This is a genomic window from Streptomyces sp. NPDC048441 (assembly GCF_043200235.1).
Classification (GTDB): Bacteria; Actinomycetota; Actinomycetes; order Streptomycetales; family Streptomycetaceae; genus Streptomyces.
On the sequence record NZ_JBICXM010000003.1, the window covers coordinates 347301 to 370291 of the forward strand.

Consider the following 22991-nt stretch of genomic DNA (forward strand, 5'->3'; position numbering starts at 1 on the left):
TACGCGGGCGGTGGGTGTCTGACACGCTAAGTTACGCTGCCCGCAGGCACCCCGGCAGTGCTTTCGTGTGACGATCGTAGGCCTGCATTGACGACTCGAATGCCAGGACGGTGGTAGTGTGCGCGCCTCCCTCATCCAGATCGCCGTAGACGAGGGCGAATCGGTCAATTCCCGTCGCTCGCGGGTCTCTTCACTGGTACGTGAGGTAGCCGGGCGGGAGCGGCCGGATCTCGTCGTTCTTCCCGAACTGTGGACGACCGGCGCTTTCGCGTACGAGTCGTTCGCGAGCGAGGCGGAGCCGCTGGCGGGGCCGACGTACGAAGCGATGGCCAAAGCCGCGAGTGACGCGGGCGTCTGGCTGCACGCCGGGTCCATTCCGGAGCGGGACGCCTCGGGGGACCTCTACAACACCTCGCTCGTCTTCTCGCCCCAGGGCGAGCTCGCAGCCTCGTACCGGAAGATTCACCGGTTCGGCTTCGACAAGGGCGAGGCGGTGCTTATGGGCGCGGGCAGCGAGCTGGTGACGGTGCGCACGCCTGACGCGGCGATCGGCCTCGCCACTTGCTACGACCTCCGCTTCCCCGAGCTCTTCCGGGGGCTCGTCGACGCGGGCGCCGAGGTGTTCGTCGTGCCCGCGGGGTGGCCCGCGCGGCGGCGGGAGCACTGGACGCTGTTCGCCAGGGCGCGGGCCGTCGAGGACCAGGTGTTCGTCCTGGCGTGCGGGACCGGCGGTTCGCACGCCGGGGTTCCCCAGGCGGGGCACAGTGTCGTCGTCGACCCGTGGGGCGAGGTGCTCGCCGAGGCGGGGGACGGTGAGGAGGTCCTCACCGTCGACATCGACCTTCCGAAGGTGGCTGCCACGCGGGAGCAGTTCCCGGCGCTGAAGGATCGGCTGCTGGGAGTAGCCGTCCCCCGGCGCTGAGGCCTCAGGACCGCTGCCCCCCTCAGTCCTCGTCGCCCCGTTCCTTCTCCGCCAGGCGGATCACGCAGACCGCGATGGCCAGGAGCAGGGCCGGGTCGGCGTCGTCCCGGGTGATCTGGAGGCCGTACGTGTCGCGGACCGTGAACCAGCGGCGGGAGATGTCGGCCAGCAGTTCGCCGTCGTACTCGATGGCGAACTCGCGGTCCAGGATCTTGCCGCTCACGTCCAGTTCGGTGCCGTCGACCAGGGCCACGCGGTAGTGGTTGCGCAGCAGCGAGAGGCGCTTGCGCTTGACCGTGGCAAGGGCCTGGTCGTCCCGTTCGATCACCATCGTGTCGCGCACCGAGAGCATCTTGGCGTGGATGTCGATGAGGACACGGCCCTCCATGTCCTTGAGCTCGAAGGTCTCGCGCAGGCGCATCGCCTTGCCGTCGACGAGGAAGACCTTGCGGCCCTGGTCGTCCTCGATCCAGTAGTCGTCACCGATGCCGAGCAGCCGGTCGCGTACGAGAAGTCTCATGACGCCATGACTACCCCACAGCCGCCGGCATCGGACACTTCCTGGCGTACTCAGTGGGTCAGCCCTCCAGGAACGCCACCAGCGCGTTGGCGAGGAGGTAGGGGTCGTCCGCCCCGCACAGCTCGCGCGCGCTGTGCATGGAGAGGATCGCCACGCCGATGTCGACCGTCTTGATGCCGTGCCGCGCCGCGGTGATCGGGCCGATCGTCGTGCCGCACGGCATCGAGTTGTTCGACACGAACGACTGGAACGGCACGCCCGCCTTCTCGCACGCCGCCGCGAACACGGCACGCCCGGTGCCGTCCGTGGCGTACCGGTTGTTGACGTTGACCTTGAGGATCGGGCCGCCGTTGGCGCGCGGGTGGTGCGTCGGGTCGTGCCGCTCCGCGTAGTTGGGGTGCACGGCGTGCCCGGTGTCGGAGGAGAGACAGACGGTCCCGGCGAAGGCGCGGGCCTTGTCCTCGTACGAGCCGCCGCGGGCGAACACGGACCGCTCGAGCACGCCGCCGAGCAGCGGGCCGTCGGCGCCGGTGTCCGACTGCGAGCCGTTCTCCTCGTGGTCGAAGGCGGCGAGTACGGGGATGAAGGGGAGGGAGTCGGCTCCGTCAGCCGTGGCCACAGCGGCCAGCGCGGCCGTGCAGGCGTGCACGGAGAGGAGATTGTCCATGCGCGGGCCCGCGATGAGGTCGCGGTCGCGGCCGAGGTACGCGGGCGCCTCGATGGGGTGCGTCATCAGGTCCCAGCCGGTGACCTCGCCGGGGGCGAGCCCCGACTCCTCCTCCAGGAAGCGGACGAGGTCGCCGTCGTGCACGTCGTCGCCGAGCCCCCAGATGGGCTGCATGTGCTTCTGCTTGTCCAGCTTGAGACCGTCGGCGATCACCCCGCGGTCCATGTGGATCGCGAGCTGCGGCACGCGAAGGAGCGCCCGGTCGATGTTCACGAGGTGCGTGGAGCCGTCCCGCAGCGAGAGCCGGCCCGCGAGGCCGAGGTCCCGGTCGAGCCAGGAGTTGAGCAGCGGCCCGCCGTAGATCTCGACCGCCACCTGGCGCCAGCCGTGCGCGCCGCTGTCCGGCCTCGGCTTGACGCGGAGGTTCGGGGAGTCGGTGTGGGCGCCGACGATGCGGTACGGCGTGTGCGCGGCGGCCCCTTCAGGGACATACCAGGCGATGATCGCGCCACCGCGGAGCACATACTTCCCGCCGGTCGACCCGTCCCAGGCTTCGGTCTCCTCGACCTGCCGGAAACCGGCCTTCTCCAGCCGGTCCGCGGCGCTGGCCACCGCGTGGTACGGCGAGGGGCTCTGGGCCAGGAAGGTCATGAGGTCGTCGGAGTGGCCGCGGGTGAAGCGGGCAGGTGTGCTCATGGCTTCCAGCCTAGCTAGCGGGTGCCCCATGGCGCGGGGCGGCTTTTCTGGGAGGTTCTGTACGTGATTTGCCCTCAGCGGGGGCGCTTGTACCGCCGCTTCGCGGCGGATCTTTCCCACCTCCCCCAAGCTCTTAAGGAGCAGGGGGGACCCCCATCCCGTTTACCCGGCAGTGGCCCGCCCCCGAACCGGGAGCAGGCCACTTGGAAGTGCCGGGAAAGCTAGAACGCAGCCTCGTCCAGCTCCATCAGGCCCAGCTCTACGCCTTCGGCGAGCTTCCGCTCGGCCGCGACCCCCGGCAGGACGTTCGCCGCGAAGAACTTCGCGGCGGCGATCTTGCCCTGGTAGAAGGCGACGTCCTTCGTGGAGGCCGTCTCCAGCTTCTCGGCGGCGACCGCGGCGCCCCGCAGGAGGAGGTAGCCGACGACGACGTCGCCCGAGGCCATCAGGAGGCGGGTCGTGTTCAAGCCCACCTTGTAGATGGACTTCACGTCCTGCTCCGTGGCCGCGAGGTCCGTCAGCATGACGCCGACGATGGCCTCCAGCTCGACCGCTGCCTTGGCCAGCTCCTCGCGGGCCCCGGCCAGGCCCTCGCCGCCGGTGCCGACCGCGAGGAACTTCTTGATCTCCTCGGAGAGGCCGTTCAGCGCGGCACCCTGGTTGCGGACGATCTTCCGGAAGAAGAAGTCCTGGCCCTGGATGGCCGTCGTGCCCTCGTAGAGGGTGTCGATCTTGGCGTCACGGATGTACTGCTCGATGGGGTACTCCTGGAGGTACCCCGAGCCGCCGAACGTCTGGAGCGACTGCGCCAGCTGCTCGTACGACTTCTCCGAGCCGTAGCCCTTGACGATGGGCAGGAGGAGGTCGTTCAGGGCGATGAGCGCCGACGCGTCCTCGCCCTCCGCCTCCTTCACCGCGATGTCGTCCTGGACAGCCGCCGTGTGCAGGACAAGCGCGCGCATACCCTCCGCGTACGCCTTCTGCGTCATCAGCGAGCGGCGTACGTCCGGGTGGTGCGTGATCGTCACCTTGGGCGCCGTCTTGTCCATGAACTGGGCGAGGTCGGGACCCTGGACACGCTCCTTGGCGTACTCCAGGGCGTTCAGGTAACCCGTCGAGAGCGTCGCGATCGCCTTCGTGCCGACCATCATGCGGGCGAACTCGATGATCATGAACATCTGGCGGATGCCGTCGTGCTTGTCGCCGATCAGCCAGCCCTTGGCGGGGTGCTGGTCGCCGAACGTCATCTCGCACGTGTTGGACGCCTTGAGGCCCATCTTGTGCTCGACGTTCGTGGCGTACGCGCCGTTGCGGGCGCCCAGCTCGCCGGTCTCCCAGTCGAACTCGTACTTCGGGACGAGGAAGAGCGAGAGGCCCTTCGTGCCGGGGCCGTGGCCCTCGGGGCGGGCGAGGACGTAGTGGAGGATGTTCTCCGACATGTCGTGCTCACCGGACGTGATGAAGCGCTTCACGCCCTCGATGTGCCAGGAGCCGTCCTCCTGCTTGATGGCCTTCGTACGGCCCGCGCCCACGTCCGAACCGGCGTCCGGCTCGGTGAGGACCATCGTCGAGCCCCACTGCTTCTCGACGGCGATCGCGGCGACCTTCTTCTGCGCGTCGTTGCCCTCGTCGTGCAGGATGCCCGCGAACGCGGGGCCGGAGCAGTACATCCAGACGGCAGGGTTGGCGCCGAGCAGAAGCTCCGCGTAACCCCAGATCAGGGAGCGGGGAGCGGTCGTGCCGCCGATCGCCTCGGGGAGGCCAAGGCGCCAGTACTCGGAGTCCATGAAGGCCTGGTAGCTCTTCTTGAAGGACGCCGGGACCGGCGCGGTGTTGGTCTCGGGGTCGAACACCGGAGGGTTGCGGTCGGCGTCCTCGAAGGACTCGGCCAGCTCGTTCTCGGCGAGGCGGCGCAGCTCGTCGAGGATCGTCTTGGCGGTGTCGACGTCCATCTCCGCGAACGGGCCGGTGCCGTACAGCTTGTCGCGGCCGAGCACCTCGAAGAGGTTGAACTCGATGTCGCGGAGATTCGACTTGTAGTGGCCCATAGCGAAGGCTCCGTAAGCAGGAAAGGGATCAACGGGATCAGTACCAGTAAGTAGCTACGATGATGCTACCCGTCAGTAATAAGAAGCAACCCCTAATGGGTCATCTGTGACTCAGTACTCTTACGCTCATGTACGGCTACGACCAGAGCCCAGGCGCCCAGCAGCAGTACGCCCCGCCCGGGGCGCAGCCGCCGCCGCAGCAGATGCCCGGCGGTGCGAGCGGGTACGCCCAGCAGCCCCCGCTCTACCCGGAGCCGTCGCCGCCGTCCCTCGCGGACGCGGTGCGGGCCTTCACCACGGGCTCTATGTCCGCCGAGGATTTCCAGCAGGCCTTCGCCACGTCGAAGGTCTACTGCCCCCGCGGGGACAACCCCGGCTTCCTCGCCCTGCACAACACCCAGCAGCCGGTGATCCCGATGTTCACCTCCCTCAAGGAGCTGCGCAAGTACGCGGGCAAGGAGTCGAAGTACTTCGTGATCACGGGCGCGGAGGTCATCGACCTGCTGCCCACCGGCTACGGCTTCGTCCTGGACATGGAGGGCGAGCACCGCATGGTCTTCGATGCCAAGGCCGTCGAACAGATGGTCGACTTCGCGATGCGAAGGATGTACGGGTAAGGGCTGTTTCAGGACACACGTGACGCCCGGAGGGAATTCCCTCCGGGCGTCACGTGTTCCCGGTGGCAAGAAGTTCTACGTTCAACTAAAGTGAGCGTACGAAGAAGGAGGCACCGACATGCCCGCAGTAACCGTCGAGAACCCGCTGACCCTGCCCCGTGTGGCCGCGTCCGCCGACGCCGTGGCCCGTCCCGTGCTCGCCGTGACGACCGCGCCGAGCGGTTTCGAGGGCGAGGGCTTCCCGGTGCGCCGGGCGTTCGCGGGGATCAACTACAAGTACCTCGACCCGTTCATCATGATGGACCAGATGGGTGAGGTGGAGTACGCGCCGGGAGAGCCGAAGGGCACGCCCTGGCACCCCCACCGCGGCTTCGAGACCGTCACGTACATCATCGACGGCATCTTCGACCACCAGGACTCCAACGGCGGTGGCGGCACCATCTCCAACGGCGACACCCAGTGGATGACCGCGGGCTCCGGCCTCCTGCACATCGAGGCGCCCCCGGAGGCCCTCGTCGTGTCCGGCGGCCTCTTCCACGGCCTCCAGCTGTGGGTGAACCTGCCCGCGGCGGACAAGATGATGGACCCCCGCTACCAGGACATCCGCGGCGGCCAGGTGCAGCTCCTGACCACCCCCGACGGCGGCGCGCTCCTTCGCGTCATCGCCGGTGAGCTCGACGGGCACGAGGGCCCCGGCATCACGCACACCCCGATCACGATGATCCACGCGACGGTACGTCCCGGGGCCGAGGTCACCCTCCCCTGGCGCGAGGACTTCAACGGACTCGCGTACGTGCTCGCCGGGCGCGGCACGGTCGGTGCCGAGCGCCGTCCGGTGCAGATGGGCCAGACCGCGGTCTTCGGCTCCGGTTCATCGCTGACCGTCCGCGCGGACGAGAAGCAGGACGGGAACACCCCCGACCTGGAGGTCGTGCTGCTCGGCGGGCAGCCGATCCGGGAGCCGATGGCGCACTACGGGCCGTTCGTGATGAACAGTCAGGCCGAGCTCCAGCAGGCGTTCGAGGACTTCCAGAAGGGCATGCTCGGTACGGTCCCGGCCGTGCACGGCATGTAGCCGTACATAACGTGCGGGGGCGATGACGCCATGCTCGGGTAGGAGGGTGAGCACCCTTCTGCCCGAGCCCGCACGGCGTACCGCCGCCTGGTGCGTCGTCCTTCTGCTCGTCGCCGGCGTGGCCGCCGTGGCGATCTGGCTCTTCGTCACTTTCAAGACGGCCGTCACGCCCGTCCTGCTCGCGACGCTCGGCACGGCGCTCCTCGGGCCCGTCTACCGGTGGCTCCTGAAGATGAAGGTGCAGCGCTCGCTGGCCGCCGGGCTTACGTGCGCGGTCGTCGTCGCCGTCGTCGGCGGCGCGATGTACATCGTCGCCAGGGCCCTGATCGACACCGGCGACCAGATCATCACCTCCCTGAAGCAGGCCGCTGACGACCTGTCCAAGTACTTCGGTGCCGCGGGGACCTCCCTCGACGACATGGCGTCCAACGCCAAGGACCTGCTCGGCAAGTTCGGCGGGTCCGCCGCGTCCGGAGTGATCAGCGGGCTCAGCGTCGTCGGCGAGATGATCGCCATGGCCGTCCTCGCGCTGCTGCTCGTCTTCTTCTTCCTGCGCGACTCCGACCGGGCCCTCGGCGCCATGCGCTCGCTCGCCCCGCGCGGCACGGCCGACGTCGTCGAAGCGATGGGCCGCCGGGCTTTCGAGGCCGTCGAGGGCTTTATGCGGGGGACCACGTTCATCGCGCTCATCGATGCCATCTGCATCACCGTCGGCCTGCTGATCCTGCGAGTGCCCGGGGCGTGGGGGCTCGGTGCGCTCGTGTTCATCGGCGCCTACATCCCCTACCTGGGGGCCTTCATCTCCGGGGCCGTCGCCATCCTCGTCGCCCTCGCCGACCGCGGGGTGCTCATCGCGCTGTGGGCGCTCGGTGTCGTACTCGCCGTGCAGGTCCTGGAAGGGCACGTGCTGCAACCGGTGATCCAGTCCCGGACCGTGCAGATGCACCCGGCGGTCGTCATGCTGGCGATCACCGCGGGGGCGTCCGTTGCCGGAATCCTCGGGATGCTGCTCGCGGTGCCGGTGACGGCGGCCGCGTTCGGGGTGTACTCGGAGCTGCGGGCCCGCTATGCGGCGGGATCGGTGAGCTCGACGGGATCGGCGGGATCGGCCGGCTCGGTGGGGAGCGCCGCATCGGAGGGCGCGTCGGAGGGCCCGTCGGAGGGCCCCGGAACCCCCTCGTAGAGCTCGAACCAGATGCTCTTGCCCTCGCCCCTCGGCTCCACGCCCCACTCGTCGGCAAGCAGCTCCATGAGGACCAACCCACGCCCGGACGAGGCGAGTTCACCGGGGTGGCGCTTGTGCGGCAGGTCGTCGCTGCCGTCCGACACCTCGGCCCGCAGGCGGCGCGCGCCCGGCTCCCCGATGACCTCGGCGACAAGGAGGGCGTCACCGTCCGTGTGCACCAGTACGTTCGTGATCATCTCGGAGACCATCAGGACCGCCGAGTCGATCTGATCGGCGTCCGCCCAGTCGTGCAGCAGCTCCCGCACATGACGCCGCGCCCCGGCGATCCGCTCCGGCTCGGCCTGCGCGACCGTCAGGACGGTGCGGCGGGCGGGCGTGCGATAGGCGGGGTGGCCGGTCCTGCGGAGCAGCAGGACCGCTATGTCGTCCTCGCGGCGGTCCACGAGCGGGCCCGTCGTGTGGTGCGACGAGGGCCCGTGCACGGCCTGTACGAGGGTGTCGGCGAGCTTTTCCAGCCCATCGTCGCCACCGCCTCCGCCGCCTCCTCCGCTTCCGTCGCCGTCCCCCTCGCCCCCGTGCTCCTCGAGGATCTTGCGGATCCGCGTCCAGCCGCTGTCCAGGTCGTGGCCGCCGGTCTCGATGAGGCCGTCGGTGCAGACCAGCATCGTCTCGCCCGCCTCCAGGACCAGGCGGGTCGTCGGGTAGTCGGCGTCCGGGTCGATGCCCAGCGGCAGGCCGCCCGCCGTGGGGCGGAGCAGGACCGTTCCGTCACTCATCCGTATCGCGGGCTCCGGGTGGCCCGCGCGGGCCATCTCCAGGATGCCGGTGACGGGGTCGGCCTCCACGTAGAGGCAGGTCGCGAAGCGCGGGTCGGCGCGGTCACCTCCGGGGTCGCCGTCGGAGCCGATCGTGATGCCGTCCGTGATCCCCGAGAGGAAGCGCGTCGCCCGGGAGAGCACGGCGTCCGGGCGGTGCCCTTCGGAGGCGTACGCGCGCAGGGCGATCCGCAGCTGCCCCATGAGACCGGCCGCGCGTACGTCGTGCCCCTGTACGTCGCCGATGACGAAGGCGATGCGGCCGTTGGGCAGCGGGATCATGTCGTACCAGTCGCCGCCCACCTGGAGCCCGCCGCCGGTCGGCACGTACCGCGCGGCCACGCTCATCCCCGGGATGCGCGGCCCGAGCAGCGGCAGCATCGAGCGCTGAAGGCCCTCCGTCAGCTCACGCTCCGACTCGGCGACCCCGGCCCGCGACAGGGCCTGGGCCAGCATCCTGGCCACCGTCGTCAGGACGGAACGCTCGTCCGGCGTGAACGAGACGGGGTAGGCGAAGGCGGCCAGCCACGCGCCCATCGTGCGGCCCGCGACGGTCAGCGGCAGGAACGCCCACGATTGCCGCCTGAAGGGCTGGGCGAGGGGCCAGGTCGCCGGGTAGCGGCGCTGGTACTCCCCGGGCGACGAGAGATAGACGGCACGCCCCGTGCGCACCACCTCGGCGGCCGGATAGTCCGTGTCCAGGGCCATCGCCGAGAACGGCAGGTCGTCCCCCGGCTGATGGCCGTAATGCCCGATGACCTTGAGCCGGTCGCCCTCGACCCCGAAGACCCCGAGCCCGTCCGGCGAGAACCCCGGCATGGAGAGCCCTCCGGCCACCCGGAGCACCTCCTCGGTCGACCGCGCCTCGGCGAGCGCGCGCCCCGCGTCCAGCAGGAAGGCCTCGCGGGAGCGGCGCCAGTCGCCCGTGACGGGGCTGCGTGCGGCGGCGCCCGGCGGGGGCTCGGTGACTTCCTGAAGGGTGCCGATAAGGGCGTACGCGTGCGTGACCTCGTCCACGACGGGCTTGGAGCGGCTGCGCACGATCCGGATCACCCGCCCCCGCTCGTCCATGATCCGGAGCCGGGCCTCGGCGAGGGTGCCCTCGGCGACGGCGAGCTGGACGATGCCGTCGATCTCGTTCCAGTCGACGGGGTGGAAGCGGGACCGTACGCCCGCCTCTGTGAGGCTCTGGGCGCGTGCGGGGAGCCCGAGGAGCCTGGCGGCCTCGGCGTCGAGCGTGACCGTCCCCGTCGTGTTGTTCCAGCGCCAGAGGCCGGTCGCGATGGCGGTCAGGACGTCCCGTACGGGAGGCAGGGGTTCATCCTCCGCCTGCTGCAAGGGATCGTCGGTGCGCATTGACCCACTTTAAGAAGATCTGCCGCCGAGACGCCACTGAGCCGGGACGCCGCTGAGAGTATTCGGAAAGCGATCTTCACCCGGGCGGTAGCCTTGAGCCCTGCCTGCTCTCTCCCCTATTCGCGAAGACTGGATGAAACGACGATGCATCGGTACAGGTCCCACACCTGCGGCGAGCTCCGCGCCTCTGACGTCGGCTCCGACGTCCGGCTGAGCGGCTGGCTGCACAATCGCCGAGACCTGGGCGGCATCCTCTTCATCGATCTGCGCGACCACTACGGAATCACGCAGCTGGTGGCCCGCCCCGGCACCTCCGCCGCCGAGACGCTCGACAAGCTCTCCAAGGAGACGGTCGTCCGTATCGACGGCAAGGTCGTCTCGCGCGGCGCGGAGAACGTGAACCCGGAGCTGCCCACCGGCGAGATCGAGATCGAGGCCGCCGAGGTCGAGGTGCTCGGCACCGCCGCCCCGCTGCCCTTCACGGTCAACGCGGACGACGGCGTGAACGAGGAGCGGCGCCTCGAGTACCGCTTCCTGGACCTGCGCCGCGAGCGTATGCACCGCAACATCATGCTGCGCTCGTCCGTGATCGCCTCGATCCGCTCGAAGATGGTGGCGCTCGGCTTCAACGAGATGGCGACGCCGATCCTGGCCGCGACGTCCCCCGAGGGCGCCCGCGACTTCGTCGTGCCGTCCCGCCTGAACCCGGGCAAGTTCTACGCGCTCCCCCAGGCCCCGCAGCAGTTCAAGCAGCTGCTCATGATCTCGGGCTTCGACCGCTACTTCCAGATCGCGCCGTGCTTCCGCGACGAGGACGCGCGCGCGGACCGCTCGCCGGGCGAGTTCTACCAGCTCGACGTCGAGATGAGCTTCGTGGAGCAGGAAGACGTCTTCCAGCCCATCGAGAAGCTGATGACGGAGATCTTCACGGAGTACGGCGGTGGCCGCGAGGTGACCTCCCCCTTCCCGCGCATCCCGTTCCGCGAGTCGATGCTGAAGTACGGCAACGACAAGCCGGACCTGCGGGCGAAGCTCGAACTGCACGACATCACGGACATCTTCGCGGACTCCGACTTCAAGGCGTTCGCGGGCAAGCACGTCCGCGCCCTCCCGGTCCCGGACACGGCATCGCAGTCCCGCAAGTTCTTCGACGGCCTCGGTGACTACGCGGTCGAGCAGGGCGCGAAGGGCCTGGCCTGGGTGCGGGTGGCCGAGGACGGCTCGCTGACGGGCCCGATCGCGAAGTTCCTGACGGAAGCGAACGTAGAGGAGCTCACGAAGCGCCTCTCCCTCTCGCCCGGCCACGCGGTCTTCTTCGGCGCGGGTGAGTTCGACGAGGTCTCGAAGATCATGAGCGCGGTGCGCGTCGAGGCGGCCAAGCGTGCGGGCCACTTCGAAGAGGGCGTCTTCCGCTTCTGCTGGATCGTCGACTTCCCGATGTACGAGAAGGACGAGGACACCGGCAAGATCGACTTCTCCCACAACCCCTTCTCGATGCCCCAGGGCGGCATGAAGGACCTGGAGGAGAAGGACCCGCTCGATATCCTCGCCTGGCAGTACGACATCGTCTGCAACGGCATCGAGCTGTCCTCCGGCGCGATCCGTAACCACGAGCCCGATGTCATGCTCAAGGCCTTCGAGATCGCGGGCTACGCGGCCGAGACCGTGGAGCAGGAGTTCGCGGGAATGCTGCGCGCCTTCCGCCTCGGCGCCCCGCCGCACGGCGGCATCGCCCCCGGCGTCGACCGCATCGTGATGCTGCTCGCGGACGAGCCGAACATCCGCGAGACGATCGCGTTCCCGCTGAACGGCAACGCGCAGGACCTGATGATGGGCGCGCCGTCCGAGCTGGAGGAGTCGCGGCTGCGGGAGCTGAACATCACGCTGCGGAAGCCGGTGTCTGCGGACAAGGACAAGTAGCGCTTCCTGGTGACTAGCTAGCTGGATGCCTGGCTGGCTTGCTGGGTTTGCTGGGCCCGGGACCTGCTGGTTCCGGGCCTTCGCCCAGGAGCCGAGGACGGGTTGGCCTCACTCATGCGTTACGTACGGGCGAGGAAGCGCTGACCGGCGGTCCCTGCGTGCTTAGCCGACCGCCTCGCCGAACCACTTCGGCAGCGCGTCCAGCAGGCCCCGCTGGTCCTCGCCGACCCAGGCCACGTGCCCGTCCGGCCGCAGCAGCACCGCCGGGGCGTCCAGTTCCTCGCTGACGTCGACCACATGGTCGACCCGATCCTCCCAGCCCGCCACCGAGAGTTGCCCCGTCTGGTCCAGCAGCAGGCCGCGGCCGTCCCGCATCAGTTCGTAGAGGCGGCCCTGCTTCAACTCCACGTCCCGCATCCGGCGGCCCAGCAGTTCGTGGCCCTCGCCGAAGTCGTAGTGGATGTCGACCGCGGTGATCATCCCGGTCACGTACCGGTTCACCTCCTCGAAGTCCATCAGCTTCGAGAACAGTTCCCGTAGCGCGACCGCACCCGGATCGGTCCCGAGGAGTGTGATCTGCGCGTGGGTGTTGGCGAGGATGCGGGCGCCCACCGGGTGCCGTTCGCTGTGGTAGCTGTCGAGGAGCCCTGCCGGTGCCCAGCCGTTGACCGTTGCGGCCAGCTTCCAGCCCAGGTTGAACGCGTCCTGCACGCCGAGGTTCATCCCCTGACCGCCGGTCGGCGGGTGGATGTGGGCCGCGTCGCCGGCCAGGAGTACCCGGCCGACCCGGTAGCGCTCGGCCTGCCGTGTGGCGTTGGTGAACCTGGAGATCCAGCGCGGCGAGTGCACGCCGAAGTCGGTGCCCGCGACCGCCCGCAGTTGAGTCTTGACGTCGTCGAGGGTCGGGGCGGTCGTACGGTCCTCGGTCACCCCGTCGGCGGGCACGACCACGCGGCACACACCGTCCACTGGGGGAGCGACGCCGAACCGCAGGTGGGTCTTGCGGACCTCCTCGACCGCGGCGGCTACCGTCGCCGGATCCTCGGCCACCTCCATCTCGCCGATCAGCGTCTCGACCGTGGCGGGTTCGCCCGGGAAACCGACGCCGGCCAGTTTGCGCACCGTACTGCGGCCGCCGTCGCACCCGACGAGGTAGCGCGAGCGCAGGTGGGTGCCGTCCGCGAGGTCTACGGTCACCCCTTCCTCGTCCTGGTTGAGACCGACCACTTCACAGCCTCGTCGGATCTCCGTGCCCAGCTCGATGGCGTGCTCGTTGAGAAGCTTCTCGGTGACCGGCTGGGGGGTGGCGACGCCGTATGGGTGCGCCGTGTCCAAACGGTCCGGCCACGGCTTCATGATGCCGCCGAACAGGCCGCCGACCTGGAACTTCTCGCTGACCGCGAGGAACCGGTCGAGCAGGCCGCGCTGGTCCATCATCTCGACGCTGCGCGCGTGCAGGCCCTGCCCGCGCGACTCCTTGGTCGGCTCGGTCAACTTCTCGAGCACGACCACGTGCACTCCGGCGAGCCGCAGCTCGCTCGCCAGCATCAGCCCGGTCGGTCCGCCCCCGGCAATGATTACGTCGATCATCACAAACCACCGTTCACTTCCACAGATTCTGCCTTCGAGCGGTGATTCTGCGGTACGAACCGGGCCTTGCCGCAAGCCCCCACCTGCGCTATATCTTGATAGTGGCAAGGAGAGGTAATCCCTCCTTGCCTTTTTGTTTCTCTCCTTGGCGGGCTCAGTCGGTCGGGACCAGCCATGGCTCCTCCGACAGCGGACTGCCCGTCTCCAACAGGGACTTGAGGTTGGAGAGGACCGCGGGCCAACCGGACGCCACCCCGTTCCGCTCCGCCTCGCTCGCGAGGTTCTCGTGCGTCACCGTGAGCCTGACGATTCCGCCGTACGGCTCGATGTCGAACGTGACCTGGGAGGGCCCGGTGGCGTCGGGCGGCGTCGCGTCGGGCTCCGCCCATGTCGTCACCAGGCGCTTCGGTGGCGTTGCCGCCACCACCTTGCCGACCACGTCGGCGATGCCCGAGCCGAGATCCAGCGGGTGTGCGCGGCGGCGCTGCGAAGCTGGGAGGGTCTTGTCGAGGAGAAGCTGCTCGGCTCCGGCTTCGGGGCGGCGGATGCGCGCGAGGTCGCGACCACCGTGATCAGCGCCCTGGAGGGCGCCGAGGTGACCGCCCAGGTCAACCGCAGCGAGGAGCCGCTACGGGCGGCGGGGCGTCAGTTGGCGCGGCTTGTGGGGTCGTACGAGGTGGGGTCGTAGAGGTGGCGTCGTACGAGGCGGAATCGTGCGAGGCGGAGTCGAGTCGTACGACACGGAATCTGTGAACGCTGGGCGGTAGTTCAGGCGACCGGCGAATGAGTTGCCGCCGTGGCCGTGGCTTCTGCCCACTCCGCCACCAGGCGTTCGTACTCAAGATGCTGCTCCGGGCGCAGATACCCGCCCGTGCTGAGCCAGAGCGCACGTATCTCCTCGTTCACCTCGGCCGCGGAGCGCCGCGGCCGGTCAGGGGTATCGGGAGTCGTGGTCATAGCGTGAAGCCTACGTGTGAAGATGTGAAGGCGACGTGAGTTCTGGTCGAATGTGATCGGTATCGCTATCTGGTAGGCATGAATGCGCCAACTTGGGCAAAGAGAAGGGGCCCGCGATGTGTATCGCGAGCCCCTTCTGTGCATTTCAGGGCAGTTCGGGACGGACCCGGAGCAACTGTCCGCCGGTCATGCCTTCTTCGGCTCCTCCAGGCGCGGGAACAGCACCGCGCCCTTCGTCACCGTGGCACCCACCGGCAGCTGGCCCCACGTGCCCGCGTCCTGGACCTTCTGCTCGGCGAGCGGGCCGAGCGAGGCCTCCGCGCCGAGCGAGTCCCACAGCTTCTGCGAGGTCTCCGGCATGATCGGGTTCAGCAGGACGGCCACCGCGCGCAGCGACTCCGCCGCCGTGTAGAGGATCGTCGCCAGGCGGGCCTGGCCCTCCGGCGACTCGTCCTTGGCCACCTTCCACGGCTCCTGCTCCGTGATGTAGCCGTTGACCTGCTTGACGAAGGCGAAGACCGCCAGGATGCCGCCCTGGAAATCCAGCTCCTCGCCGATCTTCAGGTCGGCCGTCGCGACCGCCTTGGCCAGGCCTTCCTGGACCGCGCGCTCGGCGTCACCGGCCGCCGTGGCCTCCGGCAGCGCGCCGCCGAAGTACTTGCCGACCATGGCCGCCACGCGCGAGGCGAGGTTTCCGTAGTCGTTCGCCAGCTCGCTCGTGTAGCGGGCGGAGAAGTCCTCCCACGAGAACGAGCCGTCCTGGCCGAAGGCGATCGCACGCAGGAAGTACCAGCGGTACGCGTCCACACCGAAGTGCGACGTGAGGTCCTGCGGCTTGATGCCCGTCAGGTTCGACTTCGACATCTTCTCGCCGCCGACCATCAGCCACCCGTTGGCCGCGATCCTGCCCGGCAGCGGCAGGCCCTGCGCCATCAGCATCGCGGGCCAGATGACCGCGTGGAAGCGGAGGATGTCCTTGCCGACCAGGTGCACATTGGCCGGGAACGTCGACTTGAACTTCGCCTCGTCCGCGCCGTAGCCGACGGCCGTGGCGTAGTTGAGGAGCGCGTCGACCCAGACGTAGATGACGTGCTTGTCGTCCCACGGGACCGGGACGCCCCAGTCGAAGGTCGAGCGGGAGATCGACAGGTCCTGAAGGCCCTGCCTGACGAAGTTCACGACCTCGTTGCGAGCCGACTCCGGCTGGATGAAGCCGGGGTTCGCCGCGTAGTGCTCGAGGAGCTTGGGGCCGTACTCGCTCAGCTTGAAGAAGTAGTTCTCCTCCTTGAGGAGCTCCACCGGCTTCTTGTGGATCGGGCAGAGCTTCTGCCCCTCGTACGCGCCGCCGGCCTCGCCGTCGATCAGATCGCCGGGGAGTTTGTACTCCTCGCAGCCCACGCAGTACGGGCCCTCGTAGCCGCCCTTGTAGATCTCGCCCTTTTCGTGGAGATCCTGGACGAACTCCTGCACGCGGTCCGTGTGGCGCTTCTCCGTCGTACGGATGAAGTCGTCGTTCGCGATGTTCAGGTGCTCCCAGAGAGGCCGCCAGGCCTCGTCCACGAGCTTGTCGCACCACTCCTGGGGCGTGACGTCGTTCGCCTCGGCAGTGCGCATGATCTTCTGACCGTGCTCGTCCGTGCCGGTGAGGTACCACACCTTCTCGCCGCGCTGACGGTGCCAGCGCGTGAGCACGTCCCCTGCAACGGTCGTGTAGGCGTGGCCCAGGTGAGGAGCGTCGTTGACGTAATAAATGGGGGTCGATACGTAAAACGCCTTCGCGTCTTCTGCGCTCGTCCCCTGCTTCTCGGATCCAGTGGCCGCCATGGTCGAAATCCTAACGGCCGCGGAGGGGGCGGTTCACCTCGATTCCAGGGGGTGGACCCCGAGAGGTCCGAGGGTCCACCCCCTGGGGGGTTACGGGCGCCAGGCCGCCAGGAGGCCCTCGTACAGTTCCTCGTCCGTGAGCTCGCGGGGGGTGGGGCCCGCGTGGAAGAAGGCCGCGTTCTCCGCCTTCAGCTTGCGGAGGTAGTCGAAGCCCTTCGCCTCGTGGTCACCGAAGGCCACGAACTGGAAGAAGAGCGGGTGCGCGGCCGCTTCCGCGAGGGCCTGGGTGGCGGGGCCCTTGGCGTCCGGGGCGCCGTCCGTCTGGAACACGACGAGGGCGGGGCTGCCCTTGTGCTCCGACTTCTCGTAGTGGGTTACGACCTCTTCGATCGCCCGGTGGTAGCTGGTACGGCCCATGTGGCCCGCGGCCGCGTGGAGCTCGTCGATGCGGGACTCGTGGGCGGGCAGGGTGAGGGTGCCGGTGCCGTCGATGTCCGTCGAGAAGAACGTCACGTGGACGGTGGCTTCGGGGTCCGTGTGCGCCGCGAGTGCGAGGACCTGTTCGCCCAGGCTCTGGGCGGAGCCGTCCTTGTAGTACGGGCGCATTGACCCGGAGCGGTCGAGGATGAGGTACACCGGGGCGCGGACCCCGGTGAGGTCCCGCTTCTGGAGGGCGGCACCGGCCGCCTTGTAGGCGGTGGCGAGGCCGGGGGCCTGGGTCTTCAGCTTGGCGGCTGAGAGGGCGGGCTTTCCCTTGGCGGGGGCGGGGGGCTCCGCCCGGGGTGGGGTGGCTTCTGCGTCTTCCGCTTCTTCTGTCGCTTCTGCCGCTTCCGTCTTGGCGGCGGGGGCTTCGGGCTCCGTCGAGGTCACGGGTGCCTCGGCTGCTTCATCGGCGCCCTGCGTCGAGGGCACAACTGACGGTTCCGACGCAGCGGCGTCGGCGACAACCGGCTCGGGCTCCGGGGCGACCGCTTCGGGCTCCGGCGCAGGCTCCGGCTCCGGGGCGACCGCTTCGGGCTCCGGCGCAAGCTCCGGTTCCGGGGCGACAAGCTCCGGTTCCGGCGCAAGCTCCGGCTCGGGGGCGACAAGCTCCGGCTCCGGCGCAGGCTCCGGTTCCGGGGCGACATGCTCCGGCTCCGGCGCAAGCTCCGGCTCCGGTTCCGCCGCAAGCTCCGGCTCCGGGGCGACAAGCTCCGGTTCCGGCGAAGGTGCCGGTACCGTCACGCGGTCGCGGTCGAACGCCGCCGCGACGAGATCATCCGTCGCTGAAGGCGAAGGTTCGGACGACGGTGCAGGGACCGTAGCCTTCGGCTCGGCAGGCGCAGCAGAAGGCACCCGCTCGGACGACGGCGCAGGCACCGTCGCGGACGGAGAGGCGGACGGAGAGGCGGACGGAGAGGCAGACGGAGAGGCGGCAGCCTCCGGCACCGCCTCCGGAGCCTCAGGCTCCGCAGGGTTCTCCCTGCGTGACCTTCCGAACGCGTTCCGCAGGACACTCAGAATGCCCATGGGTGCACCCCTTCGCGTGAGTTCATTCCCGATAACCCCTGGCCAGGGCGGACACGTAAGGTTAGCCGCCGCAATTGGCGATCTTGGTGAGGGTCACCCCCGCGTCACTCCAGTGTCACCCCCGCCGCATCCACACCCCGCACACGCGCCCCAACTGCCCTATGTGCGCCCCCGGTTCACCCTCCGTTCATCCGGCGGCCGTCGCCCTGCCGACCTCCACGCCTAGCGTCGCGGCGGAAACAAGCCACGCGACACACACGTCACACAACGGAGGAACCGTGCGCAAGCTGCTGCCGATCATCACCTCGCATCAGGGGAGCGGCGGCCGTTCCGCCTTGACCTGCCGGTTCCGTTGTGGGGATGCCTGCTTCCACGAGGTGCCCAACACCAGTGACAACGCGTACGTCGGTGACGTCATAGCGGGCGCGCTCAGCCGCCGCTCGATGATGCGCGCCGCCGCGGTCGTGACCGTGGCGACGGCGGCCGGCAGCGCCGTCGTCGCGGGGCCCGCCGCCCCGGAAGCGGAAGCGGCCACCGCCTCCCAGAATCCCGCGTCGTACAAAAGCAACAAGAGCAACAAGAGCAAAACGGGGGCGCGCGGTCTCCGCTTCGCGCCCGTCGCGCCCAACACCGCCGACTCCGTCACGATCCCGGACGGCTACGCCCAGAACGTCGTCATCCGCTGGGGCGAGCCCATCCTCCGCGGCGCCCCCGCTTTCGACGCGGACAAGCAGACCGCGAAGGCCCAGGCCGCGCAGTTCGGCTACAACAACGACTTCCTCAGCCTCCTGCCGCTGCACCGCGAGCACGGGCGCCAGGTCCTCGTCGCCAATCACGAGTACACCGACGAGATTCTGATGTTCAAGGGCTACGATCCCGCGAACCCGACCCGCGAGCAGGTAGAGATCGCCTGGGCCGCGCACGGCCTCTCCGTCGTGGTCGTGGAGGAGGAGCGCAAGAGCGGGCAGCTGAGCGCCGTAACCCGCCACCAGCTCAACCGCCGCCTCACCGCCACCAGTGAGTTCAAGCTGTCCGGCCCCGCCGCCGGCAGCGAGTTCGTCCGTACGAAGGCCGACCCGCGCGGCACCACCGTCCTCGGCACGCTCAACAACTGCTCGGGCGGCACCACCCCGTGGGGCACCACCCTCCACGGCGAGGAGAACTTCAACCAGTACTTCGCCAACGCCGAGAAGGTCACCGACCCGGCCACCGCCGCCCGCCTCAAGCGCTACGGCGTCATCGGTGCCGCGTCGGAGCGGAAGTGGGAGCGGTTCGACGACCGTTTCGACCTGGCCAAGGAGCCCAACGAGGCCAACCGGTTCGGCTGGGTCGTCGAACTCGACCCGTACGACCCGGAGTCGGCCCCGCGTAAGCGCACCGCGCTCGGCCGCTTCAAGCACGAGGCCGCGCAGCCCCGCCTGACGAACGACGGCCGCCCCGTGGTCTACATGGGCGACGACGAGAAGTTCGACTACTTCTACAAGTTCGTCAGCAGCAAGCACGTCGCCAAGGGCAAGTCGCGGTCCGCGCACGCGCACAATCTCACCCTTCTCGACGAGGGCACCCTGTACGTCGCCAAGCTGACCGGTGACTCCCCGGCCGGTGACATCGACGGCACCGGCAAGCTGCCCGCCGACGGCGAGTTCGACGGCAGCGGCGTCTGGATACCGATCGCCACGGCAGGGCCCGGCGGTCACGCCGTCTCGCACGTCGACGGCATGAGCGCCGAAGAGGTGTACGTCTTCACGCGCCAGGCCGGTGACAAGGTCGGCGCCACGAAGATGGACCGTCCCGAGGACATCGAGCCGTCCCCGCACTCCGGCAAGGTGTACGTCGCGCTCACGAACAACTCCGACCGCGGCAAGGCGGGCAAGGCCGCAGCCGACGAGGCCAACCCGCGCAACCTCAACAAGCACGGGCAGATCCTCGAACTGACCGAGCGCCGCAACCGCGCGGAGGCCACCACCTTCGCCTGGTCGCTGTTCCTCGTCGCCGGTGACCCGGAGGACCCGGCCACGTACTTCGCGGGCTTCCCGAAGGGCAAGGTCAGCCCGATCTCCTGCCCCGACAACGTCGCCTTCGACCCGCACGGCAACCTGTGGATCTCGACGGACGGTAACCAGCTCGGCTCGCACGACGGCCTGTTCGGCGTCGCGACCAAGGGCGGCAGCCGCGGCGAACTGAAGCAGTTCCTGACCATGCCGACGGGCGCGGAGACCTGCGGCCCGCTGGTCCAGGACCGCCGGGTCCTCGTCTCCGTGCAGCACCCGGGCGAGGTCGACGGTGCGTCGGTCGAGAAGCCCGCGAGCGCGTGGCCCGACGGGCCCGGGAAGATCGTCCGTCCGTCGGTCGTTTCCGTGTGGCGCCAGGACGGCTGCGACATCGGAGTCTGAGCGGTAAGAGGTAGGCGGTACGGCGGTACGGCGGTACGGCGGTACGGCGGTACGGCGGTACGGCGGTACGGCGGTACGGCAGTACTGCCGTACCGCCGCTCCTGCTGCGTCAGTTGTCCTGCTTCCTGCGGTACAGCGCGAAACCGAGGCCCGCCGCGCCGAGCGCCGCCATGCCACCGCCCGCCGCCATCAGCGGGGCACTCTCGCCCGCCGGCTTGACGCCCTCCGCACCTGCCTTGACGCCGCCCTTGGGGACGATGCGGGAGGTGCCGTTCACCGGCTTGGGCTGCGGCTTCGGCGGGGTCGGCTTGGCCTCTGTCCTGGTGATGGTGCCGTCGGCGGAGAGCTTGAAGGTGTTGCCGTCGATCTTGGTGCTCGCCGGGTCGATGTACGCCTTCAGGGAGCCCTTGGTGGTGCCGTCGAGGGAGATGGAGGCTTTGGCCGTACGGGCGGAGGCGTTCACGTCGACCTTGGCGGACCAGCCCTTGCCCAGGTTGGCCGTGCCCTTGGAGACCCAGCCGCCGGGGACGGGCTTGTCCTTGTCCTTGTCCTTGTCCACGAGCTTGGCGGTGACCGTGCCGTCGGGCGTCAGGGTGAACGCGTTGCCGTCGATGGTGGTGCTCGTGGCGTTCTCGTAGGCGGTGAGCGAACCCTTGGCGGTGCCGTTGAGGGATATGGAGGCCTTGGCCGTACGGGCGGAGGCATTGACGTCGACCTTCGCGGACCAGCCCTTGCCGAGATCCGTCGTGCCCTTCGACTCCCAGCTGCCGGGCTGCGGGGTGTCGGTGTCCTGGCCCGTCTGATCCGGGTTGTCGGTCTGGTCGTCCTGGGCCACCTGCCCCTGCGGAGCCGACGGCGTGTCGGCGGCGAAAGCTGCCGCGGTCGGAGCGGCGAGGGCGGCGATCGCTCCGGTGGCGATGGCGGCGGTACGGAAGGTACGGCGGGTGGCGCGCATAGCGGATCCCTAGTGACTGGTCGGTCTGGCTGCTCTGACTGCTCTGGATGCTCTTACTGTCCGGCTTTGTGTCTCTTTGTCGTGGCGACAGACATGAAGCTACGGGCGCCATGTGTGCGTCATCCATAAGGAACGTAACGAACAGCCGCATACGGTGACGCAGAACCGTAAAGCGGGTAAAAGCGCAGGTCGGGGGCGTGTTGCCGAAAGTCCTCGGTTGTCAGGGACCTAGGGCCCGCCGCCCGGAGTGTGACAATGCGTGGGCATGAGCATGGGGCTGGTGGCGGAGAGGGTGGCGCGGTGAACGACAGCGGCGGTGGCGGCGCGGTGCACGCTGGCCGGTCCAAGCGGGCGGACGCCCGGCGCAACGAGGAGACGCTGCTCGACGCCGCCGCCACGGTCTTCGTCACCTCGGGCGTGGAGGCGCCGGTGCGTGACATCGCGGCCGAGGCCGGTGTCGGGACGGGCACGATCTACCGCCACTTCCCGACGCGGGCAGACCTCATCATCGCTGTCTACCGGCACCAGATCGAGGCCTGCGCCGATGCCGGTCCCGCCCTGCTCGCGTCCGGCGCGACCCCGTACGCCGCGCTGGGGCAATGGATCGACCTCTTCGTCGATTTCCTCGTCACCAAGCACGGACTCGCCGCCGTACTGCAGTCCGACAGCACCGGATTCGAGACGCTGCACGCCCACTTCCTCGACCGTCTCGTGCCCGTGTGCGCCGAGCTCCTCGACGCGGCGGCCGGTTCCGGCGAGATCCGGACCGGCGTGCAGGCCTATGAGCTCCTGCGCGGTGTCGGGAATCTTTGCATCGGGGCAGGTCAGGACGGTCGCTACGACGCACGCCGACTGGTCGGTCTCCTCATCGCGGGACTGCGCCGACAGCCGGGGCAAGAGGGTCCGTAGCCTCCGCTTCCCGAGCTCCGGCTTCCCGAGCTCCGGCTTCCCGAGCCTCCGCTTCTCTCCCCGCGAGCCACTCCCCGTACGCGGGCGACTGCCGTGCCGCATCCCAGTACGCGGACTCCAGCTCCCCGTACACCGCGTCGAGCTCCCCCTCCGTACGGGCCGTCACGAACAGCCGCACGCCGAGCGGGTCGCCGTGCAGTGGCCGGACGGCCATGTCGGGTCTCGCGCGCGAGGTCGGCTGGCAGAGGGCGACCACCTCGCCGGTGGCGACGAGGGATGAGGCGGTGAGGTAATCGCCGTGCAGGACACGGGGGTTGAGCCCGGCCGTCCGCAGGACCCGGAGCAGCCCGTCCCACTCGCCGTCCACTGTCGGGTCCACCATCCACCGGTCGGCGGCGAGGTCGTCCAGGTGGACGACGGACCGCTTCGCCGCCGGGTGATCGGCCGCGAGGAAGACGAACTGCGGCTCACGCTCGACGAGTACGCGCCGCCGAAGTCCCTCCGGCAGCCGCAGCGGGCTCCCCTCCACCTCGTGCACGAAGGCCACGTCGAGCTGGCCGCCCGCGACCATGCGGAGCAGCGCGTTCGCGGACACGTCCATCTGGAGCGAGGTCTCGGTGTCCGGCAGAGACACGCGCAGGCGGCGCAGCCAGCCCGGTATGGCACGGCTCGCCGTGGAGCCGATGCGCAGCTGCGGGCCCTCGGCGGCGCGGGCGGCTGCTGCCTTGGTCTCGCTGATCAGCGCACGCATCTCGCTGACCAGGGGCCGGGCGCGGCTGAGGGCGACCCTTCCCAGCGGGGTCGGGCGGCAGCCGGTGCGTTCGCGGGTGAAGAGCTGGCCGCCGATGGAAGCCTCGATACGGCGTAGCTGGGTCGTCAACGAAGGCTGACTCATGCCTAGTTGACGCGCGGCCTTGTGCAGACTGCCGGTGTCGGCGATGGCGCACAATGCGCGGAGGTGCCTCACCTCGAGCTCCATGGTCGTGAGCGTAGAGCGGCGGGCGTCGCCGCACCAGACTCACAAATCCCACG

At 69.3% G+C, this 22991-nt stretch carries 18 protein-coding genes and 1 pseudogene; 8 read left to right on the forward strand and 11 right to left on the reverse strand.

Features of this window, described 5'->3' with window-relative positions:
• Nucleotides 1-118 precede the first annotated feature (118 nt).
• Nucleotides 119-922, forward strand: coding sequence for a carbon-nitrogen family hydrolase (locus tag ACGFSB_RS09540; protein ID WP_393396461.1), 804 nt, complete (start codon nucleotides 119-121; stop codon nucleotides 920-922).
• 22 nt (nucleotides 923-944) lie between these two features.
• Here ACGFSB_RS09540 and ACGFSB_RS09545 read toward each other — a convergent pair whose 3' ends face one another.
• The 3 genes from ACGFSB_RS09545 to ACGFSB_RS09555 form a co-directional block, all read right to left on the reverse strand.
• Nucleotides 945-1442, reverse strand: coding sequence for an LURP-one-related/scramblase family protein (locus ACGFSB_RS09545; RefSeq protein ID WP_393396463.1), 498 nt, complete (start codon nucleotides 1440-1442; stop codon nucleotides 945-947).
• 58 nt (nucleotides 1443-1500) lie between these two features.
• Entirely contained in the window at nucleotides 1501-2805 is a 1305-nt protein-coding gene (locus ACGFSB_RS09550) for a M18 family aminopeptidase (protein ID WP_393396465.1), read from the reverse strand.
• A 221-nt stretch (nucleotides 2806-3026) separates the two neighbouring features.
• The gene (locus ACGFSB_RS09555) at nucleotides 3027-4853 is read right to left on the reverse strand and encodes an acyl-CoA dehydrogenase (RefSeq protein WP_393396467.1); all 1827 of its coding nucleotides are present in this window, start codon (nucleotides 4851-4853) and stop codon (nucleotides 3027-3029) included.
• Between the two features lie 128 nt (nucleotides 4854-4981).
• On the opposite strand from ACGFSB_RS09555, the gene ACGFSB_RS09560 reads away from it, so the two are divergent.
• From ACGFSB_RS09560 to ACGFSB_RS09570, 3 genes are all read left to right on the forward strand, one after another.
• On the forward strand, nucleotides 4982-5470 hold the full coding sequence (locus tag ACGFSB_RS09560) for an SseB family protein (protein ID WP_393396469.1): 489 nt from the start codon (nucleotides 4982-4984) through the stop codon (nucleotides 5468-5470).
• A 118-nt stretch (nucleotides 5471-5588) separates the two neighbouring features.
• A complete protein-coding gene (locus tag ACGFSB_RS09565) occupies nucleotides 5589-6545 on the forward strand; it encodes a pirin family protein (RefSeq protein WP_393396471.1) in 957 nt (318 codons plus the stop codon).
• Between the two features lie 22 nt (nucleotides 6546-6567).
• Nucleotides 6568-7728: an AI-2E family transporter gene (locus tag ACGFSB_RS09570; protein WP_393396473.1), complete on the forward strand. Its 1161-nt coding sequence runs from the start codon at nucleotides 6568-6570 to the stop codon at nucleotides 7726-7728.
• Here the strand turns inward: ACGFSB_RS09570 and ACGFSB_RS09575 are convergent.
• Nucleotides 7611-9902: a SpoIIE family protein phosphatase gene (locus ACGFSB_RS09575; RefSeq protein WP_393396475.1), complete on the reverse strand. Its 2292-nt coding sequence runs from the start codon at nucleotides 9900-9902 to the stop codon at nucleotides 7611-7613. The genes ACGFSB_RS09570 and ACGFSB_RS09575 overlap by 118 nt on opposite strands.
• Before the next feature lie 144 nt (nucleotides 9903-10046).
• Between ACGFSB_RS09575 and aspS the strand changes: the two genes are divergently transcribed.
• The gene (gene aspS, locus ACGFSB_RS09580; protein WP_393396477.1) at nucleotides 10047-11822 is read left to right on the forward strand and encodes an aspartate--tRNA ligase; all 1776 of its coding nucleotides are present in this window, start codon (nucleotides 10047-10049) and stop codon (nucleotides 11820-11822) included.
• Nucleotides 11823-11984: 162 nt separating this feature from the next.
• On the opposite strand, the gene rox is transcribed toward aspS, so the two are convergent.
• On the reverse strand, nucleotides 11985-13412 hold the full coding sequence (gene rox, locus ACGFSB_RS09585; protein ID WP_393396479.1) for a rifampin monooxygenase: 1428 nt from the start codon (nucleotides 13410-13412) through the stop codon (nucleotides 11985-11987).
• Between the two features lie 154 nt (nucleotides 13413-13566).
• Nucleotides 13567-13851 (reverse strand): SRPBCC domain-containing protein, encoded by a 285-nt coding sequence (locus ACGFSB_RS09590; protein ID WP_393396481.1) that lies wholly within the window; start codon nucleotides 13849-13851, stop codon nucleotides 13567-13569.
• Between the two features lie 15 nt (nucleotides 13852-13866).
• On the opposite strand from ACGFSB_RS09590, the pseudogene ACGFSB_RS09595 reads away from it, so the two are divergent.
• Nucleotides 13867-14100: pseudogene (locus ACGFSB_RS09595) on the forward strand (TetR/AcrR family transcriptional regulator); the annotation flags it as partial.
• An 80-nt stretch (nucleotides 14101-14180) separates the two neighbouring features.
• Here the strand turns inward: ACGFSB_RS09595 and ACGFSB_RS09600 are convergent.
• The 3 genes from ACGFSB_RS09600 to ACGFSB_RS09610 all read right to left on the reverse strand — a co-directional run bounded on the left by ACGFSB_RS09600 (nucleotide 14181) and on the right by ACGFSB_RS09610 (nucleotide 17417).
• Nucleotides 14181-14369: a hypothetical protein gene (locus ACGFSB_RS09600; RefSeq protein WP_393396483.1), complete on the reverse strand. Its 189-nt coding sequence runs from the start codon at nucleotides 14367-14369 to the stop codon at nucleotides 14181-14183.
• 186 nt (nucleotides 14370-14555) lie between these two features.
• A complete protein-coding gene (metG, locus tag ACGFSB_RS09605) occupies nucleotides 14556-16193 on the reverse strand; it encodes a methionine--tRNA ligase (RefSeq protein WP_393396485.1) in 1638 nt (545 codons plus the stop codon).
• Nucleotides 16194-16283: 90 nt separating this feature from the next.
• Complete coding sequence (locus ACGFSB_RS09610; protein ID WP_393396487.1) at nucleotides 16284-17417, reverse strand: VWA domain-containing protein; 1134 nt, start codon at nucleotides 17415-17417, stop codon at nucleotides 16284-16286.
• A 563-nt stretch (nucleotides 17418-17980) separates the two neighbouring features.
• Here ACGFSB_RS09610 and ACGFSB_RS09615 point away from each other — a divergent pair.
• Entirely contained in the window at nucleotides 17981-20095 is a 2115-nt protein-coding gene (locus tag ACGFSB_RS09615; RefSeq protein WP_393396489.1) for a PhoX family protein, read from the forward strand.
• Between the two features lie 109 nt (nucleotides 20096-20204).
• On the opposite strand, the gene ACGFSB_RS09620 is transcribed toward ACGFSB_RS09615, so the two are convergent.
• A complete protein-coding gene (locus tag ACGFSB_RS09620) occupies nucleotides 20205-21050 on the reverse strand; it encodes a hypothetical protein (RefSeq protein WP_393396491.1) in 846 nt (281 codons plus the stop codon).
• A gap of 300 nt (nucleotides 21051-21350) precedes the next feature.
• On the opposite strand from ACGFSB_RS09620, the gene ACGFSB_RS09625 reads away from it, so the two are divergent.
• Complete coding sequence (locus tag ACGFSB_RS09625; RefSeq protein ID WP_393396493.1) at nucleotides 21351-21959, forward strand: TetR/AcrR family transcriptional regulator; 609 nt, start codon at nucleotides 21351-21353, stop codon at nucleotides 21957-21959.
• On the opposite strand, the gene ACGFSB_RS09630 is transcribed toward ACGFSB_RS09625, so the two are convergent.
• Nucleotides 21916-22938 (reverse strand): LysR family transcriptional regulator, encoded by a 1023-nt coding sequence (locus ACGFSB_RS09630; RefSeq protein ID WP_393396495.1) that lies wholly within the window; start codon nucleotides 22936-22938, stop codon nucleotides 21916-21918. The genes ACGFSB_RS09625 and ACGFSB_RS09630 overlap by 44 nt on opposite strands.
• Between the last annotated feature and the right edge of the window lie 53 nt (nucleotides 22939-22991).